Below are 22347 nucleotides of genomic sequence, written 5' to 3'. Positions count from 1 at the left end.
CGTTAAATTGTTAATTTGATTGTTACGCTTATAAATAATCAAACAATTTTTCAAAGTTAATCTGTAATTTATGGCAACTTTTTATGCCAGGCCGCTGTTCAACACCAGAATTGAAATCAAGGCCTAAGCAGCCTAACGCAGCTGCTTGTTGGCAGTTGTCCGCATTTAATCCACCGGCTAACATAATTTTATCAAGATGTTTCTCAGGTAGTTTGGACCAATCAAAAGTTTTGCCTGTGCCACCTTCACCATAATCAAGTAAATAGCGATCGATATTTTTTGCGTTGAAACAAGGTGGTGATTGAGCCATATTAACTGCTTGCCATATTTCGCAATTTGTGGGTAATAAAGAACGAAGTTGCTGAATGTCAGCAGCTGTTTTATAACCATGCAACTGGACGGCAAATAAATTTAACTGATGACTAATTTCAGCGATTAATGTAATTTACCTGGTGTTGAAAAACGCCAACATAGTTAAGAGGGGCTGCGGTTATAACGGCTCTTGCTTGCTCAAGTGTTACTTTGCGTGGCGATTTGTCTGCAAAAATTAAACCGCCATAAATCGCCCCCACTTGATAAGCGCTTTGGGCATCTTGTGGGCGAGTAAGACCACAAACTTTATTGTCACCAATAATGAGCCGACGAATAGCTAACATTAAATTTTCTTCACCCATTAATGCGCTGCCGATCAAAAAACCATTAACTTGTTTACTGAGTTGACGAATTTGTTGGTGGCTATCAATACCGGATTCACTGATGACTAATGTTTTTCCGACTAATTGTGGGGCAAATTATTTAGTGCGATTTAGATCAATTGACAGATCGCGAAGATCACGATTATTGATACCGACAATATTGGCTTTTAACCTAACCGCTCGTTTTAGCTCTTCTTCGTTACTCACTTCAGTAAGAATGCCCATCTTTAATTTATTCGCCAGTGCCGCTAAAGATTGATAGGTTTGGTCATATAATATTGATCGCATCAATAAGATAGCGTCAGCCTGGTAAAAGCGAGCTAAATAGATTTGGTAGGGATCAATAATAAAGTCTGTGCACAAAATTGGTTGTGGCACAGTGTTACTCACCAGGTGTAAGTAATCAAAACTGCCGTGAAAATATTTTTCATCAGTTAACACTGATATTGCTGTTGCATAATGTTGGTAATCTTTAGCAATTTGTACAGGATCAAAGTGATGACGAATAATGCCTTTCGATGGTGAAGCCTTTTTACATTCCAGAATAAATGCCGGATAGCTTTTCGAAAGAGCAGTATAAAAATGGCGTTCACTTGGCGTAATTTGCCCAATAAAGCTAATTAATGGTTGCTTTAATTTTCTTGCCGCTAAATATGTCATCTTATCTGCAATAATTTTTTGTAAAATAGTCGCTTGCATTAGTGAAACTTCCTCCTGTTGGCTAGTGTGGTTAACCGTTGATAGGCTTTTCCACTACCAATAATCCGCAAAGCAAAATCGGTATTGGTTTTTAGATCTTCATGGTTATTAAGCTTCATCAGTAATGCGACATTGGCAGCAACGGTGTTAGCATGGGCTGGCTTCCCGTGACCCTGTAACAATGTGGTAATAAGTTGATAATTTTTATCAACAGAGCCGCCAGTTAATTCTGATAGAGAGTAGGTTGGTAAGCCAAAATCTTGAGCCGTTAGCTGGTAAGTTAAAATTTCATCTTGTTTTAATTCAGCCCCTTGAATAGGGGCATGTAAGGCAACTTCATCCATACCGCCACTATGAACAACAGCAGCACGTTTATATCCTATTAATTGCAATGTCTTAGCAATAAATAAAATTAGCTTAGGATCATAAACACCAATAAGTGAAATTGGCGGTTTAGCTGGATTGATTAGCTGGCCAAGAATATTAAATAGAGTACGCGTTTTTAATTGACGACGAATCGGTGCAGCATAGCGAAATCCTTGGTGATATTGTGGTGCGAATAAAAAACATATTCCGATCTCATCTAAAGCACGCCGAGCTGAGTTTGGCGGCATATCGAGAGTAATGCCGAAAGATGCCAATAAATCAGATGATCCGGAGCGACTTGAAATACTACGATTGCCGTGTTTAGCAATTTTTAATCCACACTCGGCGGCAACAAAAGCACTGGCAGTGGAAATATTAATACTATTGCTGTGATCGCCACCAGTACCTACGATATCGCAGAAATCGTAATTAGGCCGAGGAAACGGTTGCGCATTTTCTAAACAAGCTAGCGCGGCACCAACAATTTCATTTGGTGCTTCCCCGCGGATTTTCATGCTGATCAATGCACCGGCTACTTGAGGCTCCGTTAATTCACCTCGCATCATGGCGCTGAAAAGTAAATGACTGTCTTGTTGTGTCAGTATTTGTGCATTAAATAATTTATCCAAAATAAATTGCATTTTGCTGCTCCTTAATTTAATGCCCATAATAGGGTTTGTGTTAATAAAGAGGTTCCATTAGTTGTTAAAATTGACTCGGTATGGAATTGAAATCCGCAGACTTTATGTTGGTTATGCCGTACTGCCATTACTGCACCTTGGCAGTGAGCATTAATGAGCAAATCAGCAGGAATTTTTTCACCAATCAGAGAATGGTAATGTGCAATTGGTAGTGGATTTGTCAGATCACGGAACATAAGTTGATCATCATGTATCGCTAATGATGATTTGCCGTGCATGATATCTTTAGCGCATGAAATTTTTCCGCCATAAGCTTCAATAATTGCTTGATGACCAAGGCAAATACCAATCACGCGTATTTGACCTAATACTGATGGCAAAAGTGCAGGCATACAGCCAGCATCGGCAGGTCTACCGGGGCCAGGAGAGAGCATTAGTACAGGCTGAGACATCATTTTAAGCTGGCGCTCGATGATAGCTTTCGGCAGCGTATTGCGATAGATAGTGACTGTATGACCTAATACTCTTAATTGATCGACCCAGTTATAAGTAAAAGAATCAATATTATCAAGTAGCAAAATATTAGCCATTAGCTGCTCTCCTGGGTTTGATGAGATTGCATAATGGCGTTGATAACTGCCTGGGCTTTATTGCGCGTCTCGTCCGCTTCAGATTGCGGATCCGAATCTAATACCACGCCAGCACCGACTTGGATAGTGGCAATATTGTCTTCAATATAAGCAGCACGAATAACAATGCAGGAGTCAAAATCTCCACTGCCCTTAAAGTAGCCAATTGCACCACCATAGCTGCCTCGATTTTCATTTTCATAGCCAGCAATAAGTGTCATTGCTTTGATTTTAGGCGCGCCAGTTAAAGTACCCATATTCATACAAGCTTGATAAGCATGTAATATATCCAGATCAGCCCTTAATTTACCAACTACCCGCGAAATGAGGTGCATAACATGGGAATAACGATCAACATAGTTTAAGTTGGCAACATATCGACTACCCGGCTGACAAATCCGCGCCAAGTCATTGCGGGCCAAATCAACTAACATAATATGTTCAGCCAGTTCTTTCGGATCGGTTCGCCGCGCCAGTTCAATTTTACTATCTAAATCAGCATCTATTTCGCCTAGTTCATTACGTCCTCTTGGCCGAGTTCCGGCGATTGGATATATTTCAATTGGTCGACTTTTGGCGTCATATTTGAGTGCGCTTTCAGGCTATGCGCCAAATAGGGTAAATTCTTGATCCTGCATATAAAACATGTAAGGGCTGGGATTTTGTATTGTAAGGCGTTGATAGGCGCTTAATGGTGCGGTACATGGCAACATCAATGTACGTGAAGGTACTACTTGAAAAATATCACCTTGATAGATGTATTTTTTTAGTTTTTCAATAATCTGGTAATATTCATTATCGTTTTTATTGACTACTAAAGGTATTGCTAGCTCAGCTGCGATTGGTAAGGGGAGTAGAGGTTGCTGCTGACAGGCTGTAATAATTGCTTGATGACGGTTTAATATCGTATTAGCAATAGATTGTTTTGTTAAAAATTGACAGCTTATCAGTTTTGCAGACTGTTTTTGGTGCTCGATCACAATATAATGTTCAGCTAAATAGAGACAGTAATCAGGACAGCGATTTGATTTTGCTACTGGTGGTAAATTTTCAAAATAAGCAACTAAATCGTAAGCGAATAACCCCGCTAACAGAATTTTATCTGCATCAATAGTGTTATGTTTGGCTAAATTATAAATCAAACGTAGCCCATCAAAGGATGAAGTTGCTTTTAGCCGGCTATCTTCGTCAAGATGTGGCTCTATTGGGGGATAATTAACTACTAATTGACCATCCGATTTGCTATTTTCTAATTCACTGGGTAGAGCGGTGTAAATATGGCTTAAGAGTGCATTTATATTAGTGCTAAGAGCGGCAAAAGTAACTTGCTGTTGGTTGTCGGTAATTCGTAATGCACTATCAACGATCAGGATACTTTGTAGATTTTGCTTATTATTAACGGTAGCGGACTCTAGCAATAGTGTGCCTGGGAGATTGCTGCATAAATGATGAAATAACAGACAAACTTCAGGCTGATAATTAATTTTATTCTCTGATATGCGAAAAGTTGTTTGATTGACTGCTATGTTTTCCATATTGGTTGCCTTTCATATTATATTAATTGGCTATAAAAAAACCCGCTTCATGGCGGGTCTTGATCTGGTGTTGCGTTATTAATGCACGCGCAGGAAGAAACTGCCTATTTAAGGGAGTTTTGCCACAAACTGATTTTAATGATGATAAAAAATACCAATCTCATTTTTGTTCTTCCTCGCAATATGTCATGATAGGTTAGCGCTATCGCTAACCACCGCACTAGTAAATTAGATCATTCGGATTGTGTCAAGTAATTGATGCCACACTATGAATTTTTTCTATAATCGTCAGCTGTAAATGAGGATAAAGCTTTGTCCCACGACAATGAGAAATTGTCTGTTATTTATGATCTACATAGTTACACAAAAGCTTCTGATGGTGATCTCACCCCCTTAGAATTAGTAGACAGAGCGGTATTAATGGGGGTCGATGTATTAACTATCACTGATCACGATACAGTTAATGGAATTTTGCCAGCATGGCAGTATATTAATGAAAAAAGTAAGCCGCTAACATTAATTGCCGGTGTTGAAATTTCCACAATTTGGGAAAAAATTGAAATTCATATCGTCGGTCTTAACATTAATCTGGATGCAAACTGTCTTAAACATTTACTGGAAATGCAAACAGCACGGCGTAACCTGCGTGCGGAAAAAATAGGCTATAAATTAGAAAAATTCGGTATTCCTGATACCTGGCAAAATGCTAAAGCTTATGCTGCCGGTGGACAGGTGACACGTAGCCATTTTGCGCGTTATATTATGGATTATGCTAAACAAAAAAGTATCGGCCAAGTTTTTAAAAAATATTTAACCCGAGGTAAACCAGGTTACGTCCCGGCTGATTGGTGTAAGCTTGATGAGGCCATAGACGTTATTCATCAAGCGGGAGGCGTTGCTGTCTTGGCACATCCTGGTCGCTACTCGCTATCAGCAAAATGGCAAAAAAGGTTAGTTTTATATTTTAAACAGCAACAGGGTGATGCGATTGAAATTGCTCAATGCCAACAATTGTCTGATGAACGAAAAAATTTAACTGAATTAGCTAGACTACATGATTTATATGCTTCGGTCGGTTCTGATTTTCATCGCCCCTGCGCCTGGACTGAGCTAGGTAGAAATCTTTGGTTGCCCTCAGGTGTTACACCGATTTGGCAAACCTGGCAATAAAAATTTGGGATTATCGTTTAGGCTTAAATATTATATAGTAAGCAGCTTAGGTATATTGATAACTGAATTTTCAAGTTTAATTAAATAATATAGTGATTAAATAAATATATAGAGAACATTTATGGGACAATCTCTCCATATTCACCCACAAAATCTGCAACTTAGATTAATTAACCAATGTATAGAAATATTAAACAAAGGTGGCATTATTGTTTATCCTACTGATTCCGGCTATGCAATGGGCTGTAAGTTAGATAATAAAAACGCACTTATGCAAATTTGTCGCCTAAGTCAATTGGATTCCCGCCACAATTTTACCCTAATGTGTCGTGATTTATCTGAAATAGCTGAATATGCCTATCTAGATAATCAGGTGTTTAGAATGATTAAAAATAGTACACCGGGTCATTACACTTTTATTTTACGTGCAACAAAAGAAGTCCCACGTCGAATAATGAATAAAAAACGTAAAACAATAGGCATACGTTTACCCAATAATCCGATTGCCAGAGATCTGCTTGCCGGAATTGGCGAACCTTTGCTATCGACTAGTTTAATATTGCCAGGTGAAGATTTTGCTCAGTCTTCATCATATGAGATAGAAAGTTTAATTGGTCAACAAGTTGACTTGATTATAAATGTTGGTTATTTAAGTGAAAAACCAACCACTGTAGTTGATTTAACAGAGAGTATGCCAAATATCATCCGAGTTGGAATGGGTTCCACGATACCATTTGAATAAAAAAGCTTCAGATGAGGTTAATAGAAAAACGGTGTATAATAACCACAGTTTATTTTTTTAGTTATTTTTATAATTATGACGCCTGTAAAGGTGACACAAGAGGTTTACGCTATGAGCGTTAAAAAGCAGCAAAGTGAAAAGTTACAAAACGTCCTTGCTCGTTGTGGTTATGGATCGCGCAGGGAAATAGAAATTTTTATTCAATCCGGTAGGATCAGTGTTGATGGTCAATTAGCGACCTTGGGTGACCGAATAGAAGTAAAATCTAACACTAAAATTCGCTTAGATGGTCACCTTTTAAAAATCAAAGAAGCGGAGAAAACAGTTTGTCGGATCTTGGCTTATTATAAGCCGGAAGGCGAATTATGTACTCATCATGATCCAGAAGGACGTCCAACCGTATTTGATCGCTTACCTAAATTAACCGGCTCTCGCTGGATTGCGATAGGTCGCTTAGATGTAAATACCTGTGGTTTATTATTATTTACCACAGATGGGGAACTGGCTAATCGTTTGATGCATCCTCGTCATGAGGTTGAACGTGAATATGCAGTTCGTGTTTTTGGTGAAATTAATGATGCTAAAATTCGGCAATTAACCAAAGATGTTCAACTTGAAGATGGTGAAGCTAATTTTAAGACACTGAAGTTTCGTGGCGGAGAAGGCATGAATCAATGGTTCAATGTTACTTTAACGGAAGGCCGTAATCGTGAAGTAAGGCGTTTATGGGAAGCGGTAGGCATACAAGTCAGCCGCCTGATCCGCGTTCGTTATGGTGATATTTATTTACCAAAGGGATTACCCAGAGGAGGATGGACGGAATTAGGTTTAGCCCAGATTAATTATTTGCGTCAACTGGTTGGTCTTACAGATGAAACAGCCAGTAAAATATCGGTTGAGCAAGAGAGACGGCGTATTAAAGCAAATCAGATCCGTCGTGCTGTAAAACGGCATACCCAAGTTTCTTCGATGCGAGTAACAAATAAACGAGCAACTGGGGCTGCCAGGGGGCGTAATACATCTTCGCGTAAAGGATAATATAAAATTAAAGGCAATATTATAGTCAAATTCAGCTGCCTAATGCTTTTTTAATAGATAAAAATAGCGCTATATAAATACTTTTAATTTAATTGAGATGATCCTTAGAATAGGCTACTTTCATTAGGCTCAGTTTGATTAGAAGGTTGAAATTTTATATGCCACAATTTGGGCAAATTATCGCTAGCAGCATATTTATATTTCTGTTAGCAAGCTGTGATGAGACGCAATTAACCCATTCTGCTGATGGAAAATTTTACGTTAGTCATAATAATAAAGATGCCCTTTATTTTAAGATTGATAATCAACCTGTTAAACTTGTTCAGGGTGAAATTAAACAACTTGATTTACTAGCTGGCAAGCATACGATTGAATACCCCATTGGCCAAAAAACTGAATTTATCATTTACCCAGGTAACCAGGGGAGAATTATTAATCCTACCAGGCAATATTATTATTCTTATAGTTCGGTTTTTAGTTCGGTTTTTAAAGAAATTATTTCTAACCAATTATTCTCTTTGAAATATAATCAAATTGTTGTTGATGGAATAAAAGTACAGGGTCCAATAGGCTTTGTTGAATAAATCGAACTTTTAGGTGATTGGCGGAGCTGATCGCTAAATTCGTTTCAACATCAGGTCCCCATGGCAAAGCAAAAGTTTAAAATTACCAACTGGCCCGCGTACAACAAGGCACTCAGACAACGCGGTTCCCTGACGGTCTGGCTTGATGAGTCGGCCATCGCTGGATGGACTGACAGTTCTTCGCCTGAAGGTCGTGGCCGGCCGCTTTACTACAGCGATATGGCTGTTACCACTGTCCTGATGATGAAGCGTGTGTTTAACCTGTCGCTCCGGGCATTACAGGGCTTCGTTGATTCGATTTTTAAACTCATGTCTTTGCCGCTGTGCTGTCCGGACTACTCGCTGGTCAGCAGACGAGCAAAGAGCGTCAACATCAGCATAAAAACGCCAACGCGTGGTGAAATCTCGCATCTGGTCATCGACAGTACCGGTCTGAAGGTCTTTGGCGAAGGTGAATGGAAAGTCAGGCAGCATGGGGCTGACAGACGAAGAGTGTGGCGCAAGCTTCATCTGGCAGCAGACAGTGTGAATCATGAGATTATCTGTGCCGACTTATCGCTCAGCGGAACGACAGATGCGCAGGCACTGCCGGGCCTGATTAACCAAACCCACCGGAAAATCAGGGAAGTGTTAGCAGACGGTGCTTATGACGCCTGTTACTGCCACGATGCGTTGCTAAGAAAGAAAATCAGGCCCCTTATCCCGCCGCGAAGCGGAGCGAAATACTGGCCGGACAAGTACCATGAACGTAACCATGCGGTGGCGAATCAGCGTCTGAGCAGGAGTAATGATATGTGGAAAAAGAAAGTGGGTTATCACCGGCGTTCAGTGGCAGAAACAGCGATGTTCCGCATAAAAACTTTGCTGGGTGGCCATCTGAGCCTGCGTGACTATGAGGCTCAGGTAGGTGAAGCAATGGCGATGGTCAAAGCGCTGAACCGTATGACGTTGTTGGGTATGCCACACAGCGTCAGGATCGGATAACAGCTGTAGCAGAGGGAGCCATCCTGTCGGCTAATTCTGATTTATTCAACAAAGCCGGATCAAAAGTTAATAATATTCATATTGTTGATAAAGGAATAAAGGAACAAAACACGGTAACGCATTCGTTTGAATATGCACTTCCAATTGCAAATTTTAATAATTATTCTTTACAATCTTATGCTAATAGAATTGTTGAAATTGTTGATGACTCTAACAAAATCAGTAATATAGAGTCAAAAGCGCAAATCTATGATGAATATTACCACTACATTTACAATATGGCGAAAATTTATAGTACTTTTAATGCAGGGATATTAAAGCAGCACCCAGTAAATAACTATAAAGCTCATTAATTGACTAGTCAATTGACTAGTCACTTTGTTTGATAATTGGTTATATCATTTATTATTAATTTTTATTGCGGTTAGTTTTTATAGCTAAATATTAAATTGCCACACCGGGTTTACGATTAGGCTGTGCATCAAAACTTACTCCTGATTCCTTAATACTATCTTCTCCCATTAGATAAAGATATATCGTCATAATTTCTTGTGGAGTTTTTAGTTGCATAGGATCCTCTGAAGGAAAAGCATTGGCTCTCATTTGCGTTCTTGTGCCACCGGGATTAATGCAATTAACACGTAAATTAGTATCTTTATATTCATCAAATAATACCTGCATTAGACCTTCGGTTGCGAATTTGGAAACTGAATAGGCCCCCCAATTAGCTCGACCTCGTCTGCCGACGCTTGAAGTGGTAAATATTAAGGAACTATTTGGTGCTTGTAGCTGCAGTGGTAGTAGGGCTTGTGTTAGCATAAAAGTTGCGTTAACGTTTATTTGTATAACTTCATGCCAAAGTTTTATAGGTTGATAAATAATCGGCGCAATTTTTCCTAATATGCTTGCGTTATGTAATACACCATCAAGATAGGGATAATGTTGGCTAATGTCAGTTGCTAATTCATGGCATTGTGATTCGGTTATTGTTAATAAATCAAGGGTATAAATAGAGACTGAAGGGGTAAATTTGCTATTAGAAATAATTTCTTGTTTGACTTGTTCTAGTTTTGCGGTTGTTCTACCGAATAAAATAAGATTGGCGCCATAACGTGAATAAGTTAATGCCGCATCACGTCCAATGCCATCGCCCGCGCCTGTAATTAAAATGGTTTTTTGCTTAAGTAAATCAGCTTTAGCTTGGTAAGGTAGCATGATATTTTCCTACTTTTGATTATTCAAATTTATTAATAAGAGCTATAAGCACTTTATCAAGTTTTTAGTTACAATACCCCTATTGTTTATATTCTGTAAAGAAGGATAGAATTGTGGAATTTCTTTCATCGTATGGATTATTTGTTGCTAAAATAGCAACAGTGGTTGTTGCTATTATATTGATTTCATTGGTTATTTTTAGCTTTGGACAGCGTAAACATAGCAAAAAAGGTAATTTAAAACTTATTGATTTAAGTGAAGCTTATCGTCAACGTCAGCGTGAGATGCAACAGGTTAAGATGAGTGACGCTGAATATAAAGTTTGGTTAAAAACCTATAAAAAACAACGTAAAATTAAAGAAAAAAAGCAGAAAGCGGATGCTAAAGTTGGTCAAACAACGTTAAAAAAACCTTGTCTTTTTGTAATTAATTTCAAAGGCAGCATGAATGCTCATGAAGTCAATGCATTACGTGAAGAAATTACTGCAATTTTAGCAATTGCTGATAACAAAGATGAAGTATTGCTTAGGCTTGAAAGTCCAGGTGGCGTTGTGCATGGCTATGGCTTAGCTGCCTCTCAACTAAATCGTTTACGGGAAAAAGGCCTTAAATTAATTGTTTCGGTGGATAAAGTGGCAGCCAGTGGCGGTTATATGATGGCTTGTGTCGCCGATCGTATTGTGGCGGCTCCTTTTGCGATTATTGGCTCTATTGGTGTAGTTGCGCAAGTACCCAATTTTCATCGGTTACTGAAGAAAAAGTATATTGATGTAGAATTACATACAGCCGGAGAGTATAAACGTACACTAACTTTATTAGGTGAAAATACCGAGCAAGGGCGTAAGAAGTTTGTACAAGATTTAAATGAAACACATCAGCTCTTTAAAGATTTTGTGCATCAAAAACGGCCGGCCCTTGATATTAATGCTGTGGCAACAGGTGAGCATTGGTATGGTATCCAGGCAAAGGAAAAAGGATTAATTGATGAAATAGGCGTTAGTGATGACATTATTATCAATCAAATTGATGCTCGTGAAATTATTGAGATAACTTATACTCCGGCCAGACGTTTTATTGATCGTTTAATGGGCAGCATGGTAGAAAATGCAGATAAGTTGTTAATACGCTGGTGGCAAAGAGGACAGAGACCACTGCTTTAAATTATGAATAAGAAATACATACCGGCGTTTTCAGCCGGTATTTTTATAATGTAATAGTTAAAACTTAATTATTTAATTGCAAATAAAATATTAATTAATTACTTAAAAACATGATAAACAATTTTATACAGCACTACTAAGCTATTTTATTTGGAAATTAATTTCTTTCTGAAAATTTTATTTATATATCTGTTTGAACTAGATCTCTGCTACTTTTTATATAATTTTATATAATTTTATTGATTTTTTTATAATCTATTCATAACTTATTGAGGTGGTTTTTGTTGTCATAACAATACCTATGAATAAAATAAGTGGTTGCGCATCATTTTTTATCAGGTAGAGTGTAGGCTTTTTATTACTTATGATGCTTTACTTTTGTCATTGTTTTGCTGACAAAATTGTACTATTGAATCTGATTACAGTATGAATTAACAAAGGTTTTTATCTTTATGGCAAAGTATTTAAGCAAAAAAAGTTGATATATTGTGAATCTGACGCAATATAAAAAGAGATTTCATTCCATCTGGCTGGAAAGTCAGTACGCTTAGACAATATTTTAGGTAAAGATAACTATGGGTAAAGCTCTTGTTATTGTGGAGTCCCCGGCAAAAGCTAAGACTATCAACAAATACCTTGGTAATAACTACGTTGCTAAAAGTAGCGTAGGGCATATACGTGATTTGCCAAAAAGTGGTGGTTCCAGCTCACAAAAGAATACAAACTCAGCCAACAAGGTTAAAAAAGTAAAAAAAGATGAGCATGAGGCGCTTGTAAATAGAATGGGAGTTGACCCATATCATGGCTGGAAAGCCAATTATCAAATTTTACCTGGCAAAGAAAAAGTCGTTGCTGAATTAAGATCGCTTGCTTCCGACGCAGAGCATATCTATCTGGCAACGGATCTCGATCGTGAGGGGGAAGCAATTGCCTGGCATTTGCGAGAAGTGATTGGCGGTGATAATCAGCGCTTTAGTCGAGTAGTTTTTAATGAAATTACTAAAAATGCAATTAAGCAAGCTTTTGATAATCCTGGTGAATTAAATATTGATCGTGTTAATGCTCAACAAGCTCGGCGTTTTTTAGATCGGGTTGTTGGTTATATGGTTTCACCGTTATTATGGAAAAAAATTGCTCGCGGCCTTTCTGCCGGTCGTGTTCAGTCAGTCGCTGTACGTTTGATTGTAGAACGGGAACGGGAAATTAAAGCATTTGTCCCACAAGAGTATTGGCAGCTGCATACTGAGTTACTGACCGTAGATACGGCATTGATTCGAATGGAAGTGACGCATGAAAAGGGTAAGCCTTTTAAACCCGTCACCAAAGCACAAATTGATGCTGCTGTTAGATTATTAAAAAATGCCCATTATCAGGTGTCAGATCGTGAAGATCGGCCCACAATTAGTAAACCCAGCGCCCCTTTTATTACCTCAACCCTGCAACAAGCGGCAAGTACACGTCTTGGCTTTGGCGTTAAAAAAACCATGATGATGGCACAGCGTCTTTATGAAGCAGGTTATATTACCTATATGCGTACTGACTCAACTAACTTAAGTCAGGATGCTTTAAGTATGGCTCGCAATTATATTGACCATAAATTTGGCAGCAAATACCTGCCTAAACAGGCGAATGTTTACACCAATCAAAAAAGTTCGCAGGAAGCACATGAAGCTATTCGTCCTTCTAATATTGACGTTGGTGTTGATGCTCTAAAAGATATGGAAGCGGATGCCAAAAGACTATATCAGCTGATTTGGAACCAATTTGTTGCTTGTCAAATGATACCAGCTGAATTTGATTCAACGACAATAACCGTCAAAGCTGGAGATTTTGAGTTGAAGGCTAAAGGGCGTATTTTGCGTTTTGATGGTTGGACTAAAGTTATGCCCGCATTGCGCAAAGGTGATGAAGATAAAATATTACCTATGGTCAAAGTTGGTAGTCAGCTTGAATTGGATAAATTGTGTCCTAGCCAACACTTTACTAAACCTCCAGCACGTTTTGGCGAAGCTTCTCTGGTTAGAGAACTTGAAAAACGTGGCATTGGTCGTCCATCAACCTATCCGGTTATTATTTCAACTATCCAAGATCGGGGCTATGTAAAAATTGAAAATCGCCGTTTTTATGCTGAAAAAATAGGTGAAATAGTTACTGACCGGTTAGATGAAAATTTTAGTGAATTAATGGACTATGATTTTACTGCGCGAATGGAAGATCAGCTTGACTTGATAGCAGAAGATCGTATCGAGTGGAAGAGTGTATTAGATGAGTTTTTTGCTGCTTTTACCGAACAGCTAGAACGCGCAAATAAAGCACCCGAGGAAGGTGGCATGCGCACCAATCCGATGGTATTAACATCGATTGAATGTCCTGACTGTCACCGCCAAATTGGAATTAGAACTGCTTCTACGGGGGTTTTTCTGGGATGCTCTGGTTACAGCTTACCAGCAAAAGAGTGCTGCAAAAAAACCATTAATTTAATTCCTGAAGATGAATTATCAAATATCCTTGTAGCAGAAGAAGAGGATGTGGAAACGCATGCTTTGCGAGCCCGCCGGCGATGCCCTAAATGTGGTACCGCGATGGATAGCTACCTTATTGATAATAAAAGTAAATTACATGTATGTGGGAATAATCCAGTATGTAATGGTTATCAGGTTGAAGAAGGTGAATTTCGCATTAAAGGCTATGATGGGCCAATGATTGAATGTGATAAATGTGGCTTAGAAATGCATCTGAAGATGGGTCGATTTGGAAAATATATGGGCTGTACCAATGAGGCTTGTAAAAATACTCGCAAGATCTTGAAGAGTGGTGAAGTGGCTCCGCCTAAAGAAGATCCTATTCCATTGCCGGAACTAGTTTGTGAAAAATCTGATGCTTACTTTGTATTAAGAGATGGGGCAGCTGGAATATTTTTAGCCGCTAACACTTTTCCAAAATCAAGAGAGACCCGCGCACCATTGGTTGAAGAATTGGTACGTTTTAAAGATCGTCTGCCAGCTAAATTTAGCTATTTAACCCTGGCGCCATCGGTCGATCCTGAAGGTAATAAAACGATTGTTAGATTGAGTCGTAAGACTAAACAACAATATGTTTCCTCAGAAAAAAATGGTAAAGCCACTTGCTGGAGTGCATTTTATATCGATGGCAAATGGATAGAAAAAAACAAATAAAAATTTATCTATTTTCTATAATTAAACAAGGCTACTGAAATCAGTATCCTAATTTTTAGTTTATATATCGTCGCTATTTCAAATCATAACCTGGATTAATATATGAAATTGAAAATGTTACTAATTATGGGCACTTTTTTTGCTGCAACATCGCTAGCCAATACAATGATAGTTCCAATGAACATAGTTACTAAAAAAGATAACGGCCAATCGGTAGGTGAAATTAAGATTACGGAAAAAAATTTGGGTTATTATTTACCCCCAAATTACAAGGATTAGCGCCTGGAATACATGGTTTCCATGTTCACGAATATCCTAGTTGTGATGCTTTGCAAAAAGATGGAAAGTTAATCGCAGCAGGAAAAGCCGGTGGCCATTTTGATCCTAGTAAAACAGCCCAACATAAAGGTCCATATAGTAGTAGTGGCCATTTAGGTGATCTACCGGGTTTAGTTGTTAATGCTAATGGTAGTGCTGACTATGCCATTTTAGCTCCGCGGTTAAAATCAATAAGTCAAATTAAGCATAGAGCATTAATAATCCATGAAGGTGGAGATAATTATTCAGATCATCCAGAAACATTAAGCGGTGGTGGTTTCAGGGTAGTTTGCGGTATTATTAAATAAATTAATTTATTTATTTATTTATTTATTTATTTATTTATTTTAGGCCATTCAAAGTTAGTTTAGGAAATCTTGAGTAATAGTAAACGGCGTTGTTTGGCTTTTTATTTTAGCATTCAGTTAATTAATAATATTGCCAAAATTTATATTCATTATAACTAATAAACATATAATTAATTGTTAGTAAAATAAGCTCATTATATAAATAATATTTAATTTGTAATTTATTTGTTGTTATATTTTCATCGTATATATTATTGATTATAATAAATAATGCTTATATTTCTTTTTGTTATAATAAAATTACTATAAGTTATTAAATAATTAATCCTTTATTCAATTTATAAGGACGCTGAATAAGATGAAATTACAGCAATTACGTTACATTGTAGAGATTGAAAATCATAATTTAAATGTTTCATCAACAGCAGAAGGGTTATACACATCACAACCAGGTATAAGCAAACAGGTTCGTATGCTTGAAGACGAATTGGGAGTGCAAATTTTTGGACGCAGTGGTAAACACTTAACTCATGTTACTCCAGCCGGAAAGGAAGTAATTAAAATTGCTCGAGAAGTGATGACGAAAATGCACGCTATCCGAGCAGTCGTTGGTGAACATACTTATCCTGATCGTGGCATATTAGCCATTGCTACCACACATACTCAAGCAAGGTATGCTCTTCCTCCGGTTATTAAACAATTTATTGAACATTATCCACAAGTTTCATTACATATGAGTCAGGGTTCGCCAATACAAATTGCGGAAGATGTCAGTAAAGGAAATAGCGACTTTGCTATTGCGACTGAAGCGTTACATCTTTACAAAGATTTAGTGATGTTACCTTGTTATCATTGGAATCGTTCGGTTGTCGTTAAAGCTGATCATCCTTTAGCTGACAAGAAAAATATTACCATTAGTGAACTAGCTCAATACCCGATTGTGACTTATACCCATGGTTTTACAGGCCGCTCTGAATTGGATGAGGCTTTTTATAAGGCAGGTTTACAGGCTAAGATTATTTTTACCGCCACTGATGCTGATGTTATTAAGACTTATGTAAGATTGGGATTAGGTATAGGAATTATTGCTAGCATGGCAGTTGACCCTAATCAAGATCAGGACTTAGTTATTATTGATATGCGGGATAAGTTTAGCTATAGCACTACAAAAATAGGTTTTCATCGTAATAGTTTTTTACGTAGCTATATGTATGATTTTATTTGGCGTTTTGCACCACATTTAACGCCTGATGTTGTTGATAAAGCGATTGCTTTACGTTCAAATGAAGAAATTGAAGAAATGTTTAAAGAGATTCAATTACCAACAATATAATTTTAATAAAAATTAGGGCTTTGTTGAATAAATCGAACTTTTAGGTGATTGGCGGAGCTGATCGCTAAATTCGTTTCAACATCAGGTCCCCATGGCAAAGCAAAAGTTTAAAATTACCAACTGGCCCGCGTACAACAAGGCACTCAGACAACGCGGTTCCCTGACGGTCTGGCTTGATGAGTCGGCCATCGCTGGATGGACTGACAGTTCTTCGCCTGAAGGTCGTGGCCGGCCGCTTTACTACAGCGATATGGCTGTTACCACTGTCCTGATGATGAAGCGTGTGTTTAACCTGTCGCTCCGGGCATTACAGGGCTTCGTTGATTCGATTTTTAAACTCATGTCTTTGCCGCTGTGCTGTCCGGACTACTCGCTGGTCAGCAGACGAGCAAAGAGCGTCAACATCAGCATAAAAACGCCAACGCGTGGTGAAATCTCGCATCTGGTCATCGACAGTACCGGTCTGAAGGTCTTTGGCGAAGGTGAATGGAAAGTCAGGCAGCATGGGGCTGACAGACGAAGAGTGTGGCGCAAGCTTCATCTGGCAGCAGACAGTGTGAATCATGAGATTATCTGTGCCGACTTATCGCTCAGCGGAACGACAGATGCGCAGGCACTGCCGGGCCTGATTAACCAAACCCACCGGAAAATCAGGGAAGTGTTAGCAGACGGTGCTTATGACGCCTGTTACTGCCACGACGCGTTGCTAAGAAAGAAAATCAGGCCCCTTATCCCGCCGCGAAGCGGAGCGAAATACTGGCCGGACAAGTACCATGAACGTAACTATGCGGTGGCGAATCAGCGTCTGAGTAGGAGTAATGATATGTGGAAAAAGAAAGTAGGTTATCACCGGCGTTCAGTGGCAGAAACAGCGATGTTCCGCATAAAAACTTTGCTGGGTGGCCATCTGAGGCTGCGTGACTATGAGGCTCAGGTAGGTGAAGCAATGGCGATGGTCAAAGCGCTGAACCGTATGACGTTGTTGGGTATGCCACACAGCGTCAGGATCGGATAACAGGTGTAGCAGAGGGAGCAATCCTGTCGGCTAATTCTGATTTATTCAACAAAGCCCATTAAAAACTATTCATATTAGTGATTATTTGATTGTATTAATCCGTCAACGGAGAGTACACTCTAATAATCATTTTTATTATTTAACCTACTTCTTAAGGGGAAAAGTAGTGAGTGTAGCTATTATAATTAGCACTCATGGTGTTGCTGCAAAACAGTTGCTCATGACCGCTGAAATGTTGATTGGCGAACAACAAAATATCGCTTATATCGATTTTATTCCAGGTAAAAACGCTGATACATTAATTGAAAAATATAATCAAAAGCTTAATGAGCTCGATGTTTCTCAAGGTGTGTTATTTTTAGTAGATATGTGGGGAGGCAGTCCATTTAACGCCGCTAGTCGAATTATTGAAAGTAAAGATAAAGACAAATATGATATAGTTACCGGAGTTAACGTCCCCATGTTAGTTGCTACGTTACTATCCCGCGATGATGATCCTACTTTTAGTGAATTAGTCAACACTGCTATTGAAACCGGTCGCAGCGAAATTAAAGCGCTCAACAATCAGCAGACTAGCGATAAACCGCAAAATTCACCGACGCCAACTCCCCCTCCTCCTAAGGTAACCAATGCAGCTACGCAAGGCCATATGTTTATTGCCCTTGCACGAATTGATGATCGCTTAATTCATGGTCAAGTGGCTACTCGCTGGACCAAAGAGACAAAAGTTAAACGTATTATCGTAGTCAGTAATGAAGTTGCTAAAGATCATGTTCGTTCCACCTTATTAAAACAAGTTGCACCACCGGGTGTCACTGCGCATGTGGTCGACGTAGAAAAATGTATTCGTGTCTACAATAATCCTAAGTATGCCGGTGAACGCGTTATGCTGTTATTTACCAATCCAACAGACGTTTTACACCTTGTGGACGGCGGTGTCGAAATAAAGTCTGTGAATATTGGTGGCATGGCATACCGTGAAGGTAAAACACAGGTTAACAATGCAATCTCGATCGATAATGAGGATATTGATGCTTTCAATCAATTATCCAAACGAGGCATTGAACTTGAAGCGCGTAAAGTTTCTAGTGACAACAAACTGGATATGTTAGCTCTTATCAAAAAAGCAAAAAACTGAGTTTCCTTTTTTTGGTTATCCATTCACGACTTAAAAATAGATTCACCAACGTTGTTGGTTACAGGAGATAAACAATGGAGCTTACCGTTTTTCAAATCATACTCGTTTTCCTTGTTGCCTGTATTGCAGGTATGGGTTCTGTGCTAGATGAATTCCAATTTCATCGTCCTTTAATTGCTTGTACACTAATTGGTCTCGTACTTGGTGATCTAAAAACAGGGATAATTATCGGCGGCACGCTGGAAATGATCGCGCTCGGATGGATGAATATCGGTGCGGCCATGGCTCCCGATGCCGCCCTAGCCTCAATTATTTCTAACATTCTGGTTATTGCCGGCGGGCAGGATATTGGTACCGGTATTGCACTAGCAATTCCTTTAGCTGCCGCAGGACAAGTATTGACCGTTATTGTTCGGACAATCACTGTTGCATTCCAACATGCATCTGATCGCGCTGCATTATCTGCTAATTTACGTGCATTAACCATAATTCATATCTTAGCTCTGTTATTACAGGCTATGCGTATTGCTATTCCTTCTTTAATTGTTGCTATCTCTGTAGGTACTTCAGAAGTCCAACACCTACTGGATTCAATTCCTGAGGTTGTCACTAAAGGGTTGAATATTGCTGGCGGTATGATCGTTGTTGTCGGTTACGCTATGGTAATCAATATGATGCGTGCAGGTTATCTAATGCCATTCTTCTACTTGGGCTTTGTAACTGCTGCATTTACCAATTTCAACCTAGTTGCACTAGGCGTGATTGGTGTTGTGATGGCTATTCTCTATATTCAACTCAGTCCAAAATACAACCAATCACAAATTGCGGCTTCGCAAAATAACGGCAATAGTGATTTAGATAATGAATTAGATTAATTAAGGAATGTAATAATGGCAGATACAACTTCAGTAAAACAAACAAATCTAAAAAAGCTTACTGCTGGTGATATTCGCGGAGTTTTTTTACGTTCCAATCTTTTTCAAGGATCGTGGAACTTTGAACGTATGCAAGCCCTGGGCTTTTGTTTTTCAATGATCCCAGTGATCCGCCGTTTATACCCTGAAAACAGTGAAGAACGTAAACAAGCCATTAAACGCCATCTTGAGTTTTTTAATACTCATCCTTATGTAGCAGCGCCTGTTTTAGGTGTCACCATAGCGATGGAAGAGCAAAGAGCTAATGGAGCGGATATCGATGATGGTGCAATTAATGGCATCAAAGTAGGTTTAATGGGCCCTCTAGCGGGCGTTGGTGACCCTATTTTTTGGGGCACAGTACGTCCAGTTTTTGCGGCTCTAGGCGCCGGAATTGCAATGTCAGGTAGTCTACTAGGACCGCTACTATTTTTTATTTTGTTTAATTTAGTTCGCTTATTAACCCGTTATTACGGTGTTACCTATGGCTATAAAAAAGGGCTCGATATTGTTCATGACATGGAGGGTGGCTTTTTACAAAAAATGACCGAAGGTGCTTCTATCCTAGGGCTATTTGTCATGGGCGCATTAGTCAATAAGTGGACTAATGTTAATATCCCTTTAGTCCTATCAGAGATAAAAAATCCCAATACTGGTGAGGTAACAATGACCACAGTACAAACTATCCTTAATCAATTAATGCCGGGTTTAGTGCCATTATTACTAACCTTTGGTTGTATGTGGTTATTGAGACGCAAGGTTAATCCACTATGGATTATCATTGGTTTCTTTATTCTAGGCATTGTTGGCTATTGGGCTGGATTTTTAGGCTAACAGACTCAATTTCTTAATTGTCAATTGCGGGAGGTTGCAACCTCCCGTTTTTAATTTTATCTTTACAGCAGATTAATAATCGATTGGAGTCTTTGCTTATGAATATGAATAATATTGTATTGACTGTCTTGATCCTACTAATGCTAACTTATGCTATCTATGAAGAATTGATTGTGAACTTATTAAATGGAAAAACAAAATTAAAAATAAAGTTAAGGCGTAAAAATAGAATCGATGACATTATTTTTATTATACTGATCGCGATTGTTATTTATCATAATATTATTCAACATGGTAGTCAGCTAACAACCTATTTATTAATGATTACCATTATTATTGCTATTTACTTAACATTCATTCGTTATCCTAAGCTTTATTTTAAAGATAAAGGTTTTTACTACAATAATGTCTATATATTGTACGAAAATATTAAAACAATTAATTTATCGAAAGATGGAATATTAATAGTCGGTTTAGAAAAAAGAAAAATTTATATTGCTGTTAAACAGTTTGATGATTTAGATAAAATTTACAATTTTATGATCAATAATAAATAAATATAAATAATATTGTTAATTATTCTTATATATTTAATCAACTAGAATTATTATTTTTTATTAAAAATTCAATGATATTAATTTTATAAATTAATAAAAATTTAAATAATTGCCTTTTATTATTTTTATGATATCTTTTGTAATAAGTCATTGGGGAGTATCCTGTTCTAAATAAAATTGTCTATTAGCGATTAATTTAGAAATTTCATGTCAGCATACTCGTTATGATCCATAACGTGGCGGCTTTGTTGAATAAATCAAACTTTTAGGTGATTGGCGGAGCTGATCGCTAAATTCGTTTCAACATCAGGTCCCCATGGCAAAGCAAAAGTTTAAAATTACCAACTGGCCCGCGTACAACAAGGCACTCAGACAACGCGGTTCCCTGACGGTCTGGCTTGATGAGTCGGCCATCGCTGGATGGACTGACAGTTCTTCGCCTGAAGGTCGTGGCCGGCCGCTTTACTACAGCGATATGGCTGTTACCACTGTCCTGATGATGAAGCGTGTGTTTAACCTGTCGCTCCGGGCATTACAGGGCTTCGTTGATTCGATTTTTAAACTCATGTCTTAGCCGCTGTGCTGTCCGGACTACTCGCTGGTCAGCAGACTAGCAAAGAGCGTCAACATCAGCATAAAAACGCCAACGCGTGGTGAAATCTCGCATCTGGTCATCGACAGTACCGGTCTGAAGGTCTTTGGCGAAGGTGAATGGAAAGTCAGGCAGCATGGGGCTGACAGACGAAGAGTGTGGCGCAAGCTTCATCTGGCAGCAGACAGTGTGACTCATGAGATTATCTGTGCCGACTTATCGCTCAGCGGAACGACAGATGCGCAGTCACTGCCGGGCCTGATTAACCAAACCCACCGGAAAATCAGGGAAGTGTCAGCAGACGGTGCTTATGACGCCTGTTACTGCCACGATGCGTTGCTAAGAAAGAAAATCAGGCCCCTTATCCCGCCGCGAAGCGGAGCGAAATACTGGCCGGACAAGTACCATGAACGTAACCATGCGGTGGCGAATCAGCGTCTGAGCAGGAGTAATGATATGTGGAAAAAGAAAGTGGGTTATCACCGGCGTTCAGTGGCAGAAACAGCGATGTTCCGCATAAAAACTTTGCTGGGTGGCCATCTGAGGCTGCGTGACTATGAGGCTCAGGTAGGTGAAGCAATGGCGATGGTCAAAGCGCTGAACCGTATGACGTTGTTGGGTATGCCACACAGCGTCAGGATCGGATAACAGGTGTAGCAGAGGGAGCCATCCTGTCGGCTAATTCTGATTTATTCAACAAAGCC

The 22347-nt window shown here is 38.9% G+C and carries 16 protein-coding genes and 4 pseudogenes; 14 read left to right on the top strand and 6 right to left on the bottom strand.

Annotated elements, in window-relative coordinates; translation table 11 throughout:
- Window positions 1-28: 28 nt before the first annotated feature.
- The 4 genes and pseudogenes from trpCF to E3U36_RS00090 all read right to left on the bottom strand — a co-directional run bounded on the left by trpCF (window position 29) and on the right by E3U36_RS00090 (window position 4565).
- Window positions 29-1394 (bottom strand): annotated as a pseudogene (gene trpCF, locus E3U36_RS00105) (bifunctional indole-3-glycerol-phosphate synthase TrpC/phosphoribosylanthranilate isomerase TrpF).
- Window positions 1394-2401, bottom strand: coding sequence for an anthranilate phosphoribosyltransferase (trpD, locus tag E3U36_RS00100; RefSeq protein ID WP_180816707.1), 1008 nt, complete (start codon window positions 2399-2401; stop codon window positions 1394-1396). Before trpD ends, trpCF begins: the two are co-directional and overlap by 1 nt.
- Before the next feature lie 11 nt (window positions 2402-2412).
- Entirely contained in the window at window positions 2413-2991 is a 579-nt protein-coding gene (locus E3U36_RS00095; RefSeq protein ID WP_180816706.1) for a glutamine amidotransferase-related protein, read from the bottom strand.
- Window positions 2991-4565 (bottom strand): annotated as a pseudogene (locus E3U36_RS00090) (anthranilate synthase component 1). Before E3U36_RS00090 ends, E3U36_RS00095 begins: the two are co-directional and overlap by 1 nt.
- A 312-nt stretch (window positions 4566-4877) precedes the next feature.
- On the opposite strand from E3U36_RS00090, the gene rnm reads away from it, so the two are divergent.
- The 3 genes from rnm to rluB all read left to right on the top strand — a co-directional run bounded on the left by rnm (window position 4878) and on the right by rluB (window position 7515).
- On the top strand, window positions 4878-5735 hold the full coding sequence (gene rnm / locus E3U36_RS00085) for an RNase RNM (RefSeq protein WP_180816705.1): 858 nt from the start codon (window positions 4878-4880) through the stop codon (window positions 5733-5735).
- A gap of 121 nt (window positions 5736-5856) precedes the next feature.
- Window positions 5857-6477, top strand: coding sequence for an L-threonylcarbamoyladenylate synthase (locus E3U36_RS00080; protein ID WP_180816704.1), 621 nt, complete (start codon window positions 5857-5859; stop codon window positions 6475-6477).
- A 111-nt stretch (window positions 6478-6588) separates the two neighbouring features.
- Window positions 6589-7515: a 23S rRNA pseudouridine(2605) synthase RluB gene (gene rluB / locus E3U36_RS00075; protein ID WP_180816703.1), complete on the top strand. Its 927-nt coding sequence runs from the start codon at window positions 6589-6591 to the stop codon at window positions 7513-7515.
- 501 nt (window positions 7516-8016) lie between these two features.
- On the opposite strand, the gene E3U36_RS00070 is transcribed toward rluB, so the two are convergent.
- Window positions 8017-8166: a hypothetical protein gene (locus tag E3U36_RS00070; protein ID WP_180816702.1), complete on the bottom strand. Its 150-nt coding sequence runs from the start codon at window positions 8164-8166 to the stop codon at window positions 8017-8019.
- On the opposite strand from E3U36_RS00070, the gene E3U36_RS00065 reads away from it, so the two are divergent.
- Window positions 8160-9083 carry an IS5 family transposase gene (locus E3U36_RS00065; RefSeq protein ID WP_180816701.1) on the top strand — a complete coding sequence of 308 codons (924 nt, stop codon included), beginning with the start codon at window positions 8160-8162 and terminating at the stop codon, window positions 9081-9083. The two genes, E3U36_RS00070 and E3U36_RS00065, sit on opposite strands and share 7 nt — an antisense overlap.
- 444 nt (window positions 9084-9527) lie before the next feature.
- On the opposite strand, the gene E3U36_RS00060 is transcribed toward E3U36_RS00065, so the two are convergent.
- The gene (locus tag E3U36_RS00060) at window positions 9528-10298 is read right to left on the bottom strand and encodes a YciK family oxidoreductase (protein ID WP_180816700.1); all 771 of its coding nucleotides are present in this window, start codon (window positions 10296-10298) and stop codon (window positions 9528-9530) included.
- Between the two features lie 113 nt (window positions 10299-10411).
- On the opposite strand from E3U36_RS00060, the gene sohB reads away from it, so the two are divergent.
- From sohB to E3U36_RS00010, 10 genes and pseudogenes are all read left to right on the top strand, one after another.
- Window positions 10412-11458: a protease SohB gene (gene sohB, locus E3U36_RS00055; RefSeq protein ID WP_180816699.1), complete on the top strand. Its 1047-nt coding sequence runs from the start codon at window positions 10412-10414 to the stop codon at window positions 11456-11458.
- Window positions 11459-12033: 575 nt separating this feature from the next.
- Window positions 12034-14634: a type I DNA topoisomerase gene (gene topA, locus E3U36_RS00050; RefSeq protein ID WP_180816698.1), complete on the top strand. Its 2601-nt coding sequence runs from the start codon at window positions 12034-12036 to the stop codon at window positions 14632-14634.
- Window positions 14635-14736: 102 nt separating this feature from the next.
- Window positions 14737-15260, top strand: a pseudogene (gene sodC, locus E3U36_RS00045) (superoxide dismutase [Cu-Zn] SodC).
- Window positions 15261-15618: 358 nt separating this feature from the next.
- The gene (gene cysB / locus E3U36_RS00040) at window positions 15619-16593 is read left to right on the top strand and encodes an HTH-type transcriptional regulator CysB (RefSeq protein WP_180816697.1); all 975 of its coding nucleotides are present in this window, start codon (window positions 15619-15621) and stop codon (window positions 16591-16593) included.
- A 91-nt stretch (window positions 16594-16684) separates the two neighbouring features.
- On the top strand, window positions 16685-17608 hold the full coding sequence (locus E3U36_RS00035; protein WP_180816696.1) for an IS5 family transposase: 924 nt from the start codon (window positions 16685-16687) through the stop codon (window positions 17606-17608).
- 166 nt (window positions 17609-17774) lie between these two features.
- The gene (gene manX / locus E3U36_RS00030; protein WP_180816695.1) at window positions 17775-18746 is read left to right on the top strand and encodes a PTS mannose transporter subunit IIAB; all 972 of its coding nucleotides are present in this window, start codon (window positions 17775-17777) and stop codon (window positions 18744-18746) included.
- A gap of 74 nt (window positions 18747-18820) precedes the next feature.
- Entirely contained in the window at window positions 18821-19621 is an 801-nt protein-coding gene (locus tag E3U36_RS00025) for a PTS mannose/fructose/sorbose transporter subunit IIC (protein ID WP_180816694.1), read from the top strand.
- A 15-nt stretch (window positions 19622-19636) separates the two neighbouring features.
- Entirely contained in the window at window positions 19637-20494 is an 858-nt protein-coding gene (locus E3U36_RS00020; protein ID WP_180816693.1) for a PTS mannose transporter subunit IID, read from the top strand.
- A 98-nt stretch (window positions 20495-20592) separates the two neighbouring features.
- Entirely contained in the window at window positions 20593-21051 is a 459-nt protein-coding gene (locus E3U36_RS00015; RefSeq protein ID WP_180817459.1) for a DUF986 family protein, read from the top strand.
- Window positions 21052-21367: 316 nt separating this feature from the next.
- Window positions 21368-22291 (top strand): annotated as a pseudogene (locus E3U36_RS00010) (IS5 family transposase).
- The last annotated feature ends 56 nt before the right edge of the window (window positions 22292-22347 follow it).

This window comes from Arsenophonus endosymbiont of Aphis craccivora (assembly GCF_013460135.1).
GTDB lineage: Bacteria > Pseudomonadota > Gammaproteobacteria > Enterobacterales > Enterobacteriaceae > Arsenophonus > Arsenophonus nilaparvatae.
This window is presented reverse-complemented; position numbering and strand designations above follow the sequence as displayed.